Here is a 15,078-nt window from a genome sequence, read left to right as displayed (position 1 = left end):
GGGGATAATGAAGAGTGGATTTGCAAATTCGGAAAAAGTAAGGTTTTTAAACGTTTTTAGGGGAAAGAACAGGTAAGTAAATGAAATTGATTTATCCCTAATTTATTACCTTTTAATATTTCATTGAAAGGAAGATGCGAAATGTCAAGAAAAGTAAAAGAATTGAGAATGGATGATGTTGTATTTAAGCCTAGCTTACAGCCTAAGCAATCGGGAGATAATAACACCAAACGTAAATCCGATACAATTCTAATCGATCAAGCACTTGAAATAGTAAACCGACAAATGCAATTACAAGGACTAAGACATAAGACTTTGTTGACTTATAACCAGACGATGCAAAAATTTGTAGAGTTTTTAAATATTGAGACGGTGGATGATATTAATAAAGAAGGGTTTATGGAGTGGTTAGAATCACTCAGTCATTTAGACAAGACAACTCATGCTAATAGATTTAGATTTGTATCAGCTATATTAACGAGATTTTATGATAACGGTTGGATTCAAGGTAATAAATTTTGGAAGGACGTTAAATTAAAGTTGATAAAAAAGTAAAAAAAGCAGCAGACGAAAGAGAGTTAGAAATATTACTATCGGTGATCGACACTACCACATGGCTTGGTTGGCGTGACGTAACAGTTTTACTTCTACTATATAGGACGGGCATACGTATTCATACTTTAACAAGCCTAAAAGAGGAACATATCGATTTTAATGAAAAAATGTTGGTTTTATCTGGCGATATAATGAAGAATGGGCAAGTTTTGAAGATTCCTTTAGAAGATGAATTATTAATGTTGCTAGAACGCTTAATTAAGCAAAATCATGAGGTTAGGAAACGTTATAAAGAGAAAAATGATTATGTTTTCATTACAAAAAGTGGAAAACCGACTTTGAATGACTATTCCCATAATAATGCTATTTCAAAGCGCATAAACGCTTACTCTAAAAAATATGGACTTTCAATTTCGCCACACAAAATACGTAGGTTATATGCGACTAACTTGGTACGTAAAAAAGTACCTTTGGCAATTATTTCAAAGGCACTTGGTCATTCTTCGTATGAGGTAACTCAGCGATATATTGAAATGGATGCAGATGAAGTGGCTGATACTTTGTAAGCCCGTAATCAAATAACGCATATAAATAACCTGGCACCTCCGGTACGATAAATGTATCAATTAGAGGAGGTGCTTCTTTATGTCAACTACCAAACTAACAATTGTCCCTGTGACACTAGATCCGATCACTGACAACTCTTCATCAACAACTTCACCACAAAACTCTCCTGAGCCGAGCTGCATCATTAAAACAACTAGTGCTGAAATTTCCTTCTTTAATGGCGTAGATGAGCGCATCATCCAAACGATCCTGAAGGAGTTGAAAAATCAATGAAGCAAGATTTTACGAGCGTGCAGAATATCTACATTATTTGCGGTAAGACCGATATGCGTAAAGGTATTGACGGTCTCGCAACACTCATTCAGGATTCTTTTAAACTGGATCCATATAGTGATTCCATCTTCTTATTTTCTGGAACGAGTAAAGACCGTTATAAATGTTTGTATTTTGAGATGGCTTCGCCATACTATATAAACGATTAGATAATGGCAAGCTGCAATGGCCAAAAGATGAAAAGGAAGTACGTAACCTTTCACAAAAGGAACTCCGCTGGCTTTTAGAAGGTTTATCGCTTCAGCAGCCAAAAGCGATTACGAAATCTGCAAAAGGTGTCTTTTAAACCCACCTATTAAGATGGTATAATCTCCATAACTTATACCGAACGGAAATGTGGTGAATGATTTGACGAACGTTCCTAAGCGAGAAAATCAAAATGAACAATTAATTCGAATGCTTGAGCAACAATTAGCTCAGTCAAATCGACAAATTGAAGCATTGACTGAACAAGTTCGCCAATTAACCAAGGCTTTATATGGTTCAAAATCGGAAAAATCAAAGTATCAAGCACCAGACGGACAAGGTTCTTTATTCGATGACGATCCGTCTTTTAACGATTCTGAGCAGACAGAAGAACAAAGCACGCCAACTGTTACTTATACCGTTGTCCGTAAATTACATAAGAAAAAACGGAATGATTCTTTTCGTGATGGGATTGAAATAGAAGAAATTCACCATCATCCCACCAATACACAATGTGACTGTTGCCTTGGCCAAATGACCGAAGCCGGTACAACTATTGCGCGTGAAGAAGCAAAATTCATTCCGGCAAAAATGATGCGCATCCAGCATATTGAACATGCCTACGAGTGTAAGTACTGTAAAATGGATGCTACACAAAAAGCACAAATGAAACGTGGGAAAGCCCCACAAGCTGACATTCAGCGAAGCATTGCGGGACCTACCGTTCTAGCAAAACTCATCTATGATAAGTTTATCCAGTACTTGCCTCTTTACCGTCAGGTAAAGGAGTGGGAACGATATGGCCTGCTTACGAATGATAAGAACTTATCAAACTGGGTGATCCGTGTAGCTGAAGATTGGCTTCTACCGGTTTATGAACAGATGAAGCAGACATTAAAAGCAAAATCTGTTCTACATGTGGATGAAACCTATGCACAAATAATCAAACGTTCAGACGGAAAATCTGGTCAATCGAACGCCTATAATTGGGTGTTCCGAAGCGTGCCAAGCCAAGGACCGATCATCATTCTTTTTCAAAGTGCATTATCGAGAAGTCGTTCTGTACTAGAAGAATTTTCAGAAGGCTTTAAAGGAACCATGATTTGTGATGGTTATTCGGCATACGGTAATCTACCTGATGTCACGTTCGCCAACTGCTGGGCGCATGTGCGACGTTATTGGCTGAAAGCCGATAGCAAAAACGGGCGAATTGGCGTGGTGGATTACTGTGATCAATTGTATCACCTAGAATGTCAATTCAAGCATCTTTCACCAGGTAAACGCCGAAAATCACGGCAAAAACATTCAAAGCCGATTGTAGAGAAATTCTTAAAATGGGTGGATGAATCGCCTTTCTTCGGAAAAAATGCCTTAGCCAAAGCTGCGGAATACACATTAAATCGTGTACATGGATTAAAAGCTTATCTGTTCGACGGTAGGATTGAAATCGATAATAACCCGGCTGAAAATGCGATTCGTCCCAATGTGATCGGTCGTAAGAACTGGCTTTTTTCTGTTAGTGAAGCAGGTGCTAAAGCGAATGCGGTCTGTTTAAGTTTGGCTGAAACGGCAAAAGCAAACGGCATCGATTTCTATCAATACCTAGTGACGTTAATGACAGAATTGCCAAATTTACCGATTCATCAGCAACCAGAGATTTTAAATAATTACATGCCTTGGTCGAAAAAAATCCAAGCCACATGTGCAAACTAGCCATCTATCCGAAAAAAATTAGGATAGATGGCCATTCGTCGTGTGTACCGAAAAGGTGCGCTTTTTTTATATTTCGGGCTTACGATAAATCAATTATTACATGCTTATAAAAATAATTCTCCCCTTTAATGTATTAAATTGGTATAATTGTACTAATAATGTATGAGGGGGAGAATTAATTGAAAAAGTTAAGATTTATAATTCCATTGTTGTTTTGTTTGTTTTTAGGTTTAGGCATTAATAACGTTAGTGCATCACAGGGAGTATCAATTTACATAAACGGTGAGAAACAATCATTTAGTAATCAAGCGATAATAGAAAACGGTAGTACATTAGTTCCTTTAAGAGGTATTTTTGAATCACTTGGTGCTAATGTCCAGTGGAATCAATCTACTCAAACAATTGACGCTTCAAAAGGTAATACAAAAGTATGGCTGAAAATAGGTTCGAAAAATGCTAAAGTAAATGATAAAGCAATAAATTTATCAGTTCCAGCACAAGTTAAGAGTGGAAAAACGCTTGTTCCACTTAGATTTATTGGTGAGTCATTAGGGGCAAATGTTCAATGGGATCAAAAAAATCATAAGGTAATAATTAGTGAAGGTTTAAATAACAATGAATTTAAACATCCAGAATCTGAAAAAAAAGAAGTACCAACTTTAAAGTTAGGAGAAACTTTTTCAAATGATAAGATAGAAGTCACAATTAAAAACGTTGAATATGTGCAGGGGGATAATAATGGATTTAAAGTTTACTTATCTGTAACTAATAAGTCTGAACAACCTTTAACTTCTCCAGGCGGATTGCGATTTAAAATTAATGAGTCTAAATATGAAGTGGGAATAAATGCGATTGGGAATATATATCATTTTGATTCAAAAGGATATATATACAAAGGGGAAACAACGGAAGGATATTATCAGTATCTCTTTGACAAAGATATATCAATTAAAGAAATAGAATATAACACAGGGATTGTTAATTATCCTAAAGCAAAGTGGATTGTTGAATAAATAATTAAGTCACCTTTTGATAGGTGGCTTTTTTATTTGCCTTCCTTTTCGATTAAGCACTTGATGAAAAATTGGTGAGTAGTGTATAGTTTTAGTTAAAGAAGGTAATAGAATTTTATTCTTTCTTTTTCTTATACCTAAAACGTTTTAAATATAGATTTAAACCACGATTTATCTACATTTCTTCGTGAAAAGGTTTAGTAAACAATGATTGTTGAATTTTATATTTACGTCTTCAAATAGTTTACGATCGCCATAGCGAAGACCTACATTACTTACTTGAATCATGCAAGTTCCTCCTTTTTTCACAATGGCACTAGTATATCATGAAATATGTACCATAGTCTATAAACATTATTAAATCAACGTTTGGCGTTATTTTAACAATGAATTACCTCAGATTCCTGCCGTTCCACCTGTAACTAATATTGAATAAAGATCTAGATTCTTTCAAAATATGTCCATGTTAGCGTTGTGACTTTACTTCCAAAATGGCTTTCAATGTTGCTTTTTCTATGTAAAAATCGCTTTTTTCTTCTGTTCGCGTTTTTTTGAAGCGTCCAGAAACATCCATAGTTTTTCTAAAGTAGTATCGGAATAGTAATCCCATCGTTAGATACCTTAAGAAATGAACATAAGAATGTAACTTTATAGAAAATAATAAGTCTATATATATAGGAGGGATAAAGTATGAATAAATTCCCACTTCGCATGTTGACATTTTCAGCTTCATTGCTTTTAAGTGGTTGTTCTGTAACAAAACAAGATAATGCTGTACAACAAAGTAAAGAAAAGCATACGTAATTAGTGATGGTAATATTTATTACTCTTACACACTTTATGATAATGAATATACAAAAGATGAAGTATATGGCGAAGTTAAGAAGGTAGTACCTTCAGATACGATTATAAAAGAAGATTTAACTTCAAATTATTATGATGACGGAACACTTATATACACAGCAAAGGGAAATAAGTGCATTAAAACAAATCTTAACTCTATAAGGGAGAATGATATTATTGAAAAAAATTAGTTTGATCTTGTCTTTTATGTTTTTATCAATTGGTTTAATTGCTTGCCGACAAAATAATGACAAGAAGGTTGATAATGTAACGTTTAATACAGAAAACTTGGAAACGAAAACTGAGGCCCTATTGTAGTTTAATTTTTGATCATCATAAAACAATCATAAAGACCTACGACAATTTTATAGGTTCTAGTTGCTTCATTGCTACAATATCGCTAGAATGATTATGTATCTTTTTGTTTTATGTTATACATACATATTTATTGTTTCTTATGCTTTAAATGCATTTGAAAAGTTCTTAAAGTTGATATTCTGCTATTCCAACTCCAACGTTTCACCTCTACGAATATCAGTATAGGTAACTGTCAGTAGAAGACTATTTTCATTATATTTTCATGTCGCACCGTCCAGAAATGTGCTACCACTTGTTATAGGAAATAATAAACTTTGAATTGTTTTAGAGGGATTCTATTTTCCTATTGCATGAAAAATTATTTTGAAGAGTACCTAGACTGTAACGACCTACTAGGTTTGCTACGAACTCATGTTGAAATGTAAAACCGTTAATAACTATATAAATATGTCATGTCAACTTTTTTAAGAGATGAGCATGATTAAAAACAAGAAATACAGATGGGAATTTTATCAATTGGAGGTATGTTATGGGTAAGGGCTTGGTAAGATCAGCCATTTTAATAGTAGTCATTGTACTAGGAATAGGAAGCTATTATTTTATATCAGATATTAGAAGTGAAATGGCACATAAAAAACTTTTGGAAACCTATGAAAAGCCAATTCCAAATGAAACTATATATGAAGAATATGATGTAATTGTCATTGGTGGAGAACCAGAAGGGGTTGCTGCTGCATTATCAGCAGCTCGTAACGGTGCAAAAACACTGCTAGTCGAAAAGCGTGAGGAATTAGGAGGGCTATTTACGTATGGAATGCTCAATTTCCTTGATATACCTCGAAATGACGCTAAACGACCGGTCAGTATGGGTATTTTTAAAGAATGGCACGACCTTGTTAGAGGGAAAGATGCATTTGGAATTTTAGATGCTAAGGCTGCCTTTAAAAAGCTTGTCGATGAAGAACCAAATTTAACGCTTTCTGCACAAACAGAAGTCGTAAATGCCAATCTTGATAAGAATCAGCTAACATCAGTGAAATTAAAAAATAAATATGGCACGTATGTTGTGAAAGGCAAGGCATTCATTGATGCTACACAGGACGCTGATTTTGCTGCAATGTCAAAAGTTCCTTTTTTCATGGGTGGAGAAGATATTGGCATCAAGGATAAAAGAATGGCTGTTACCTTGATGATTCATTTGAAAAATGTTGATTGGGCTGAGGTGAAGAAAGCAGCAAACTCAAATACTTTTGGTGGTGCTCACCTGAATGATTCAGTTATGTGGGGGTTTACAAAACTTCATGATGACTATAAGCCAGTACAAGAAGGTACGAGATTACGAGGCTTGAATTTAGCAAAAGTAGATGATGAATATTACATTAATGCTTTACAAATTTTTGGAATTGATGGTTTGAATGAAGGTTCAAAACAAGAAGCGATTGAAAAAGGAAAGAAAGAGACAGACTATATTTTACAATATTTGAAAAAGAAGTTTCCTGGCTTTAAACATGCAGAAGTTGTGAGCTATCCGGAGGAACTATACGTCCGCGAAACAAGACATATTTGGGCAGAATACCAATTACCGATGTCCGATGTTTGGAAGAATAGTGATCATTGGGATAGCATTGGCTTAGCTGCGTACCCAGTTGATGTACAAGCGCAAACGCCTCACGATTATGGATACGTTATTTCGGCTCCAAATCAATATGCCATTCCTTTCCGTTCTTTAGTGCCTAAAGAAATCGATGGCTTGCTTGTAGTGGGTCGTTCTGCAGGGTATTCATCGCTTGCAGCGGGAAGTGCACGTGTCGTTCCAACGGGTATGGTGACTGGACAAGCAGCAGGAGCAGCAGCAGCATTAGCGATTAAAGATGACGTAACCTTTAGAGCAATGAGCAAGAACAAAGAGCTTATCAATACCTTAAGGGAAGATTTAAAAAAACAAGGGGCTTCTGTAGATCCTTTTAATATGGATTATCCATATAAAGGTGAATGGTATGATAAATCCATTCAAACATTAATCAATTACGGCCTCGTAGTTGGTGGTTATTCGAATGACTTACATGTTGAAGATTCAGCAACAAAGATTAAGTTTGCGAAAATGCTAAAAGAGGGCATTCAACGTGTTAGTCCAGAGAAGATGAAAGCACTAGGCGATAAGCTAGATACCGTTATCTATAAAGTAGCTAAAAAAGAAAAAAGCCCAATTACAAGAGATGAAGTTGCAGAATTCTTGACGGAAGTATTAGTAGGCAAGTCAAGTGATAACAATTGGGATTTATTGATTGAAAAAGGGGTTATCAGTGAAAAATTAGCAAAAAGATTTACTGAAAACAAGGAACTAAAATTAAAAGAGATGTATGCCATTATGGCTGATGTCATCCATTATGAAGAAAAAGAACATTCCCACTTGTGAGGAATGTTCTTTTTCCTTAAGTTATAGGCATTAATGATGTAGATGAGAATCAAAGCACTGTGAGACCTTGTACCTGAAGTAAGGAAAATTAGTTCAATTAGCAACTGTACCATTATCTTAGATTTTGAATACTGACACTGCATCTTGATTTCCGTTTAGGATGTTAAATTGTCGTCAGTCCTTAGACACACCAACATCCATTGGTACACTTAGAGCTGTACCTGGTGGTGTACTTGTAATGCCCTATCACCGAAAGTGTTCTATTGGAATCGATTCGGTAAATTTAAAATTAAAAGACAGTTGACTTAAAAAAGGAACCGTTATACAATATTTTGAAATTACAGTTAAATTCTAAGATAAAGAGAGTAGTTTATGGAGTTACTGGAAAGCGAATTAGGGATGGTGTGAGCCTAATGCAGATGCCATAAATGAAACGCACTTTGGAGAAGATTCTCGAATTAGTAGTAGAGAATATCGGGGAGTCACCTCGTTAACAATGGAAAGTGGTCATATTTATATGGCAACTAGAGTGGTACCACGGGATAACTATGCTCTCGTCTCTATATTTAGAGACGGGGGCTTTTTTATTTTTTTCGAATTGAGAGGAGAATGAACATGAATACACAAATCGCGAAAAGCATCGCTGTAGCATTAAACAACGAGCTGTCTGTCAATGAAATTCAAAATTTACTAGAAAAACCGAAAAATTTGGACTTAGGGGATGTGGCATTCCCGTGCTTTACGCTAGCAAAAAAATTAAGAAAGCCCCCTCACACGATCGCATCCGACATAAAAAACAATGTAAACTGTGACTTAATACAAGAGGTTCAAGTAGTAGGTGGGTATGTTAATATATTTTACCGTCAGCCAACGATTACACAGCAAGTCCTTAGTCAAATTGTAAAAGAAAAAAATTTATACGGGGCCAAGCAGGAGTCAAAAGGGAATGTAGTGTTGGATTTTTCTTCACCTAATATAGCGAAGCCTTTTTCTATGGGGCATTTACGTTCTACAGTGATCGGCAATGCTTTGGCAAATATCACCGAGAAAAACGGCTATAAAGCGATTCGCATTAATCATTTGGGTGATTGGGGAACACAATTCGGGAAATTAATCGTTGCCTATCGAAAATGGGGAGATCAAAAAACGATTGAAGCTGCCCCAATAGAGGAACTGCTAAAAATTTATGTGAAGTTCCATGAAGAAGCGGAGCAGGATGATTTACTTAATGAACAGGCACGTACCGCATTTAAAGCATTAGAAGATGGGGATGAAGAGGCGTTAGCTCTTTGGCAATGGTTCAGAGATGCATCACTCGAAGAATTCAAGAACATTTACCAACTGCTTGGCATTGACTTTGATTCATTTACTGGGGAAGCGTTCTACAATGACAAAATGGCTGCTGTTGTTAAAGAGTTGGATGAAAAAGAGCTACTTGTGAAATCTAAGGGGGCTCATGTTGTTGAAATAGACAATATGCCTCCATGCTTAATAACAAAAACTGACGGTGCCACACTCTATGCTACACGTGATTTAGCAGCAGCTTTTTATCGACAACAACAATATGACCCTAAAAAATCATTTTATGTTGTAGGGAATGAACAATCACTTCATTTTAACCAATTATTTAAGGTCATTGAGAAGATGGGATATGTTTGGGCAAAAGATTTGCAGCATGTACCTTTTGGGATGATCCTAAAAGAGGGTAAAAAAATGTCGACGCGTAAAGGCAAGATTGTTCTATTAACAGATGTACTAACAGAGGCAATTGCTACAGCGAAGCGAAATATCGAGGAAAAAAATCCAAATCTAATGCATAAAGATAGCATCGCACAACAGGTAGGTGTGGGAGCGGTCATTTTTAATGATTTAAAAAATGATCGTCTTCATGATATTGAGTTTTCCATTGAGCACATGATGAATTTTGAAGGTGAAACAGGGCCATATATTCAATATACGTATGCTCGTATTGCATCTCTTTTGGAAAAAGCAGATGAACATAGTTACGAGGTATCGCTCGAAGCTTTAGGGGAGCAAGCTTGGCCTGTTATTTTATTACTGGAACAGTTTCCGAAAGTAATTGCTACCGCCTTTGAACAAGCAGATCCATCACAAATTGCTAAATATGCCTTACAATTAGCGCGTCAATTTAATAAATATTATGCGCAAAATAAAGTATTGGTCGATGACAGCCAAAGAAAATCAAGATTAGCATTTTGTCTAAGTGTATCCGTTGTATTAAAAGAATCTTTAGCACTGTTAGGCATTGCAGCACCTAACAATATGTAAGTATGAATAGAGTATCTACGACATGATGCTAGCTACCTCCTGCAAATAGTAATGTCCATGAAATTGACCGTTACTAGAAAAAATGGTAAAAGGATATAGTGGGAATTCAAAGGTCTAGCAAATTTCGTTGAATTTTTAACCGAATAAATAGAGAGAAGGTTTTTAGAAAGAATGGAGAAAAAGCAATGGCGTGTTTCCATGGTACTTGTGGTTGTTTGTATTTTCTTGGTTGCGCTCAATATGCGTCCAGCAGTCACAGGAATAGGACCATTATTTAATGTACTTTTAGAATCACTCCATATATCAAATACAAAAATGAGCTTTTTAACATCTATTCCGGTGTTTTGTATGGGTCTCTTTGCACCATTCGCAGTTCCATTACAAAGAAAACTCGGAACAAAAACAGCTATTACGCTCTTAATAATCATCCTAGCATTAGCAAATGGGCTACGCTTTTTAAAAGAAAGTTATGTACTACTTGTAGTCACAAGCTTTGCGGCAGGATTTGCCATTGCCCTTATTGGACCCATATTAAATGCCTATATCAAGAAAAAATTCCCGACCCGTTTTACTACGGTGGTAGGTATTTATTCATTTGGCATAGGAACAGGGGCAACATTGAGTGCTGCACTAACATTACCATTTTATAATCATTTTCATGAGAGCTGGACGATGGCGCTTGGCAGTTGGGCAATGCTTGCTAGCATTGCTCTTTGCATATGGTTCCTGGTCATCCAAAAACAAGAGCTACCAGAGACAGATGGTTGTACGGAAAAAGTTGCACGAAATCCGTGGAGAAATGTCCGTGCTTGGACCATTTTAATTTACTTTGGCTTACAAACATCTTTATTCTTCTCAATGATGTCTTGGCTAGCACCGATGTTACAGGATAAGGGCTTTTCCCTTGGCGCTGCAAGCTCTATGCTAACATTTATGTCTATTGTACAAATGATTGGGAATATTTTGGTCCCCATACTAATGGAAAAATGGTCGAGTCGAATCGGCTGGCTTTTCACTTTAGGGGTCTTTGGCATTATTGGCTTTGTGTTGTTATGGGTAGGTTCGGGGACTTTGTTATGGATTGCGGTATTCATTATAGGTATCGTATTAAGCGGCTTATTTCCAATCGGTTTATTGTTACCATTGGATGAGGCAAGAAATGACGAAGAGGCAAATAGTTGGTCCTCTATGGTGCTTTCAGGCGGCTTCATGATAAGCGCCATTATCCCTATACTCATCGGTTATTGCTATGATGTGACAGGTAACCATACATTTACCTATACAATTTTTATCACATTAATGCTAGGCATTTTAGCTACGATCCTTTTTCTTAAGAAAAAATAATGTGGAGACATGCGCGAATGTACGCGCATGTTTTTTTAAAGGTTGTTTTCGTGATTGTTTTTACTAAATAGGGACAAATGTTCCGTAATGTAGAGTAAGTAAATATGGAGGTAATTGATGAGACCTAATTTAACGAAAGAATTAAGTATAGAAAGTTTTAACGATTTCTATTGGTTAAAGGAAGAATTACAATCTTTTTGTAGAAATAACGGAATAAGTGCTACTGGTTCTAAAATAGAGATTTCTAATAGGATTGAAATATTTCTACAGACGGGAGAGATTAAAAAGCCTGTCAGAAAATCAATAGCGAAGAAGAAAGAACAGCAAGTAGATTTAAGTCTTGATACAGTCATTACAGAAGATCATCGTTGTAGTCAAAATGTAAGGACGTTTTTTAAGACAGTAATCCCTAAATTTCATTTTTCCACCTATATCCAAAACTATATTAAAAACAATGTCGGAAAAACTTATCGCGATGTCGTAGACGCTTGGGATGAGGAGGAAGAACGGAAGAAAGACCCTACATACAAGAAAAGCATTGCACTTCAATTTGAATATAATCAATTCATTCGTGACTTTTTTTCTGACCCGAAAAATCAAGGGAAAAGCCGTGAAGAAGCGATTGAAGCTTGGAATAAAATCAAGAAACTACCTGGAAACAATAAATATACATATTCAACTAACGTTGGCAAGAGCTTAAGATCAAGCTACTGAAGTCAAAGGTAGCTTTTCTTATTGAGCTAACGGTACAGTTTAGTGGAATAAACAGTCAATTATAGAGAACACCTAAATATGAGGTGTTTTCTAATGAAAAAAGTTCTTATATTAATTATTGCCATATCTCTTTTTACCGTTTTATCAAAAACAAAAGCAATGATAAATGAATATGAGGAAATTACAAAATCTGATAAAGTAGATGTTACCCTTTATGCTAAAAGGTGAATGAAGTATTTACAAATTTTAAAATTGTTTTAAAGGTGGTGTCCTTACAAGACCTTTGGATAAATACAACAAGTCCTACTTGGTCACCTCAAATTATCTATGAGGACATCAATAAAGATGGAAAAAATGAGTTAATCATAATTTTGACCAAGGGTATTGGTACTGGAATGTTAGAACGAGAAGTTCACGTTTTCCATATCCAAAATCAAAGAATAAATAAGGAGCTTGTTGAAGTATCAGTTGAAGTGCTTGTTGATAACCCAATTGCAATAGTGTTAAAAAACGTAAAGACTGAGTTATTACCAAACAAAGCTATTATAAAATGAAGAAAGCACTAGCCAAATCTTATTTTATATTTTTACTCCTTGAATCATAACTAACTCTTCGGATTCTGTTTGGGAGTTTTTTGATAGGGAGGATGGCTATATTTCCTGAAAATAATAATCCCATTACCACAAATACTGTTGCTGTAATATCAAACATAGTAATAGATTCATTTAAAAAAACAGCAGCTAATATGTATCCGAAAATTGGAGTCATAAATAACCAATTGTTAGCCTTTACCGTATCCTGTTTCAACAGATAAAACCAAAGCAACATTGTGCCGATTGAAATAATGAACACCAACCAAATTAACGAACCAAGCAAATAATAATCCAATTTTAAAAAAAAATTTTCTTTTTCGAGAATATAAGCTATAGGTATTAAAACAACTCCACCAATAGACACTTGCCAAGTATTAATGACAATACCCGGAAGATTTAAATTGATTTTTTTAAAATAAACACTTCCAATCGCCATTGATACCATTCCTAGTCCCAAAATAATTAATCCATATACACTAGCCTCACTGGTTGTGATAGATGGCCATATGCCAATTAACAAACCAAATGCTGCTATGACCATTCCTATCCATTCTTGTAAATGAACTCTTCGTTTTAACCATATAGAGGACAGGAAAGCAACCACAAAAGGATTTGTTGTAACAAATAAATTAAATAAGCCTGCTGATACATAATTCAATGCCCAAAAGGTTGCACCCAGATAGATTGTTGTATTCAATAACCCTAAAAAAATTAATGGGATCCATTCCTGTGACCGAGGCCAAGGATATTTTTTATTAAACAAATAAACATACAGAAATAGTAAACCTCCAGCGATTAAAAAGCGAGTGGTTGCCAATACCAAAGGCGTGGTAGAGTTTAAGCCAAACTTTGTAGCTATCGCTGCAGATGACCATAAGAGTGTAAAAAATAAACCTAATACTGTTTCCATCTTTTTGCTCCTTTTAAGTTAAGTGACTTCTCAAAAAAAGAACTGTGATTACAGAAAGAACCACAGGTATCAAGAAGTAACTCGGCCTTTAACCAAGTCCATATTAAAATTTTACAAACATCGGATAACAGTTTTTTACTGAAATTCAGAATAATTTTATCCGAATTTCAGTATTTGCTTAGTTTATACAAATTTATAAGGGGTATTTTCCCGAAATTCTATATTTTTTTCGAAATTGGCTTGGTGTTATTTCCTCATATTTTTGGAATAAACGTGTTAAGGAAGATTGATGTTCAAAACCTACTTGAATTGCGATGTGTAAAATGGGTAAATCTGTATTCCGTAGCAATTCTTTAACTTTATTCAAACGAACTTCCTGTATATATACTGAAGGGGATTTCCCAGTTTCTTTTAGAAACCAATCCGAATAATATGTACGATTGTAATGTTCAAGTGAAGCCAGTTTATTTACCGTAATATTCTCATTGTAATGTTCGTGGATATACCTAATAGATTTAGGTTGTTGTTCTTGAAGTAAATAATGTGAAATATAGGGGTATAGGTCTTTAAGAGCAGAGCCCTGTAAAGATTGTTTATCGATTTCATTCAGGATAAGATATCGAATTCCTTTCCATTGATTATCTAATTTAAAGGAAACTCCTTTATTATATAAGTTTCTACTAGATAGCATAAAATGAGGAATATCTAAAACCAAAAACTCATTACGTACAGCTGAATGAAAAGTATGATTACACTCGGGAGGAATGAAAAATAATGTTTGGTGGTCTAGTTGAATATCCTGTGCCCCTGCTTTAATATAAAGTTCTCCTTGGAGAGGCAAAATTAACTGAGCATAACAATGGGAATGAGTGTTTTGGTTAGGTGTATAGGTTCTTCTTTCTGCTACAATTTCTCTAATATTTTCCATTTTCAATTCCTCCTACATGCTTTAGGGTTAGTCAATAAGTTTTTGTTCTATTAAAAGCCCTTTTAATGGAACAATTAATTGTCATTCTATAGTTTTTTTATCCATCTTTTTATTCAAATGATCCCTTTGCACCATTTTACCTCTTTAGATAACCATATCCAAAGGGTAAAATGGTGCAACTTTTTATAAACGGTACGAATTTATTAAAATCCGCATATAGATAGGACTTTTAGTTAATAAAAATGTGGCAGATATTTTAAAATAGAGGTGCTTTTATGACAAATAGAAAGGAATTTACGTCAATAGGAACAAGAAAATAATCCTACAAGTTCTAATCTTCAACTAAAGGGATGCTG

Annotated in this window: 13 protein-coding genes, 1 pseudogene and 1 other annotated feature; of the genes and pseudogenes, 12 read left to right on the top strand and 2 right to left on the bottom strand. The window is 35.2% G+C overall.

The window, feature by feature from the left end; genetic code table 11:
* The first annotated feature begins 141 nt into the window (after positions 1–141).
* From ACFCYJ_RS13365 to ACFCYJ_RS13310, 12 genes and pseudogenes are all read left to right on the top strand, one after another.
* Positions 142–555, top strand: coding sequence for a phage integrase SAM-like domain-containing protein (locus ACFCYJ_RS13365; protein WP_376074423.1), 414 nt, complete (start codon positions 142–144; stop codon positions 553–555).
* Positions 534–1,121 (top strand): tyrosine-type recombinase/integrase, encoded by a 588-nt coding sequence (locus tag ACFCYJ_RS13360; RefSeq protein ID WP_376074499.1) that lies wholly within the window; start codon positions 534–536, stop codon positions 1,119–1,121. Before ACFCYJ_RS13365 ends, ACFCYJ_RS13360 begins: the two co-directional genes overlap by 22 nt.
* A 79-nt stretch (positions 1,122–1,200) precedes the next feature.
* Complete coding sequence (locus tag ACFCYJ_RS13355; RefSeq protein ID WP_376074422.1) at positions 1,201–1,395, top strand: hypothetical protein; 195 nt, start codon at positions 1,201–1,203, stop codon at positions 1,393–1,395.
* Positions 1,392–1,741, top strand: a pseudogene (gene tnpB / locus ACFCYJ_RS13350) (IS66 family insertion sequence element accessory protein TnpB). Before ACFCYJ_RS13355 ends, tnpB begins: the two are co-directional and overlap by 4 nt.
* A 110-nt stretch (positions 1,742–1,851) precedes the next feature.
* Complete coding sequence (tnpC, locus tag ACFCYJ_RS13345; protein ID WP_483869483.1) at positions 1,852–3,354, top strand: IS66 family transposase; 1,503 nt, start codon at positions 1,852–1,854, stop codon at positions 3,352–3,354.
* Positions 3,355–3,533: 179 nt separating this feature from the next.
* Positions 3,534–4,367: a stalk domain-containing protein gene (locus tag ACFCYJ_RS13340; RefSeq protein ID WP_376074420.1), complete on the top strand. Its 834-nt coding sequence runs from the start codon at positions 3,534–3,536 to the stop codon at positions 4,365–4,367.
* 1,690 nt (positions 4,368–6,057) lie between these two features.
* Positions 6,058–7,944 carry an FAD-dependent oxidoreductase gene (locus ACFCYJ_RS13335; RefSeq protein ID WP_376074419.1) on the top strand — a complete coding sequence of 629 codons (1,887 nt, stop codon included), beginning with the start codon at positions 6,058–6,060 and terminating at the stop codon, positions 7,942–7,944.
* Positions 7,945–8,288: 344 nt separating this feature from the next.
* Positions 8,289–8,509, top strand: a binding site (T-box leader).
* 50 nt (positions 8,510–8,559) lie between these two features.
* Complete coding sequence (argS, locus tag ACFCYJ_RS13330) at positions 8,560–10,233, top strand: arginine--tRNA ligase (protein ID WP_376074418.1); 1,674 nt, start codon at positions 8,560–8,562, stop codon at positions 10,231–10,233.
* A 171-nt stretch (positions 10,234–10,404) separates the two neighbouring features.
* Positions 10,405–11,577 carry an MFS transporter gene (locus tag ACFCYJ_RS13325; RefSeq protein WP_376074417.1) on the top strand — a complete coding sequence of 391 codons (1,173 nt, stop codon included), beginning with the start codon at positions 10,405–10,407 and terminating at the stop codon, positions 11,575–11,577.
* A gap of 117 nt (positions 11,578–11,694) precedes the next feature.
* Entirely contained in the window at positions 11,695–12,291 is a 597-nt protein-coding gene (locus tag ACFCYJ_RS13320; protein ID WP_376074416.1) for a DUF6434 domain-containing protein, read from the top strand.
* A 93-nt stretch (positions 12,292–12,384) separates the two neighbouring features.
* Positions 12,385–12,519 carry a hypothetical protein gene (locus tag ACFCYJ_RS13315; protein WP_376074415.1) on the top strand — a complete coding sequence of 45 codons (135 nt, stop codon included), beginning with the start codon at positions 12,385–12,387 and terminating at the stop codon, positions 12,517–12,519.
* Positions 12,516–12,845 carry a hypothetical protein gene (locus ACFCYJ_RS13310; RefSeq protein ID WP_376074414.1) on the top strand — a complete coding sequence of 110 codons (330 nt, stop codon included), beginning with the start codon at positions 12,516–12,518 and terminating at the stop codon, positions 12,843–12,845. Before ACFCYJ_RS13315 ends, ACFCYJ_RS13310 begins: the two co-directional genes overlap by 4 nt.
* A 19-nt stretch (positions 12,846–12,864) precedes the next feature.
* Here the strand turns inward: ACFCYJ_RS13310 and ACFCYJ_RS13305 are convergent, their stop codons facing one another.
* Positions 12,865–13,794, bottom strand: coding sequence for a DMT family transporter (locus ACFCYJ_RS13305; RefSeq protein WP_376074413.1), 930 nt, complete (start codon positions 13,792–13,794; stop codon positions 12,865–12,867).
* Between the two features lie 193 nt (positions 13,795–13,987).
* Positions 13,988–14,722, bottom strand: a complete 735-nt coding sequence (locus tag ACFCYJ_RS13300; protein ID WP_376074412.1) for a helix-turn-helix transcriptional regulator — start codon at positions 14,720–14,722, stop codon at positions 13,988–13,990.
* Positions 14,723–15,078: the final 356 nt, after the last annotated feature.

It is taken from the genome of Lysinibacillus sp. NPDC056232 (assembly GCF_042267565.1).
Taxonomy (GTDB): Bacteria; Bacillota; Bacilli; order Bacillales_A; family Planococcaceae; genus Lysinibacillus.
This window is presented reverse-complemented; position numbering and strand designations above follow the sequence as displayed.

Excerpts from the sequence above, each read along its gene's own strand:
- ACFCYJ_RS13365 (WP_376074423.1), top strand. The coding sequence starts at position 142 with ATGTCAAGAAAAGTAAAAGAATTGAGAATGGATGATGTTGTATTTAAG.
- ACFCYJ_RS13355 (WP_376074422.1), top strand. The coding sequence starts at position 1,201 with ATGTCAACTACCAAACTAACAATTGTCCCTGTGACACTAGATCCGATC.
- tnpC (WP_483869483.1), top strand. The coding sequence starts at position 1,852 with ATGCTTGAGCAACAATTAGCTCAGTCAAATCGACAAATTGAAGCATTG.
- ACFCYJ_RS13335 (WP_376074419.1), top strand. The coding sequence starts at position 6,058 with ATGGGTAAGGGCTTGGTAAGATCAGCCATTTTAATAGTAGTCATTGTA.
- argS (WP_376074418.1), top strand. The coding sequence starts at position 8,560 with ATGAATACACAAATCGCGAAAAGCATCGCTGTAGCATTAAACAACGAG.
- ACFCYJ_RS13325 (WP_376074417.1), top strand. The coding sequence starts at position 10,405 with ATGGAGAAAAAGCAATGGCGTGTTTCCATGGTACTTGTGGTTGTTTGT.
- ACFCYJ_RS13320 (WP_376074416.1), top strand. The coding sequence starts at position 11,695 with ATGAGACCTAATTTAACGAAAGAATTAAGTATAGAAAGTTTTAACGAT.
- ACFCYJ_RS13315 (WP_376074415.1), top strand. The coding sequence starts at position 12,385 with ATGAAAAAAGTTCTTATATTAATTATTGCCATATCTCTTTTTACCGTT.
- ACFCYJ_RS13305 (WP_376074413.1), bottom strand. The coding sequence starts at position 13,794 with ATGGAAACAGTATTAGGTTTATTTTTTACACTCTTATGGTCATCTGCA.
- ACFCYJ_RS13300 (WP_376074412.1), bottom strand. The coding sequence starts at position 14,722 with ATGGAAAATATTAGAGAAATTGTAGCAGAAAGAAGAACCTATACACCT.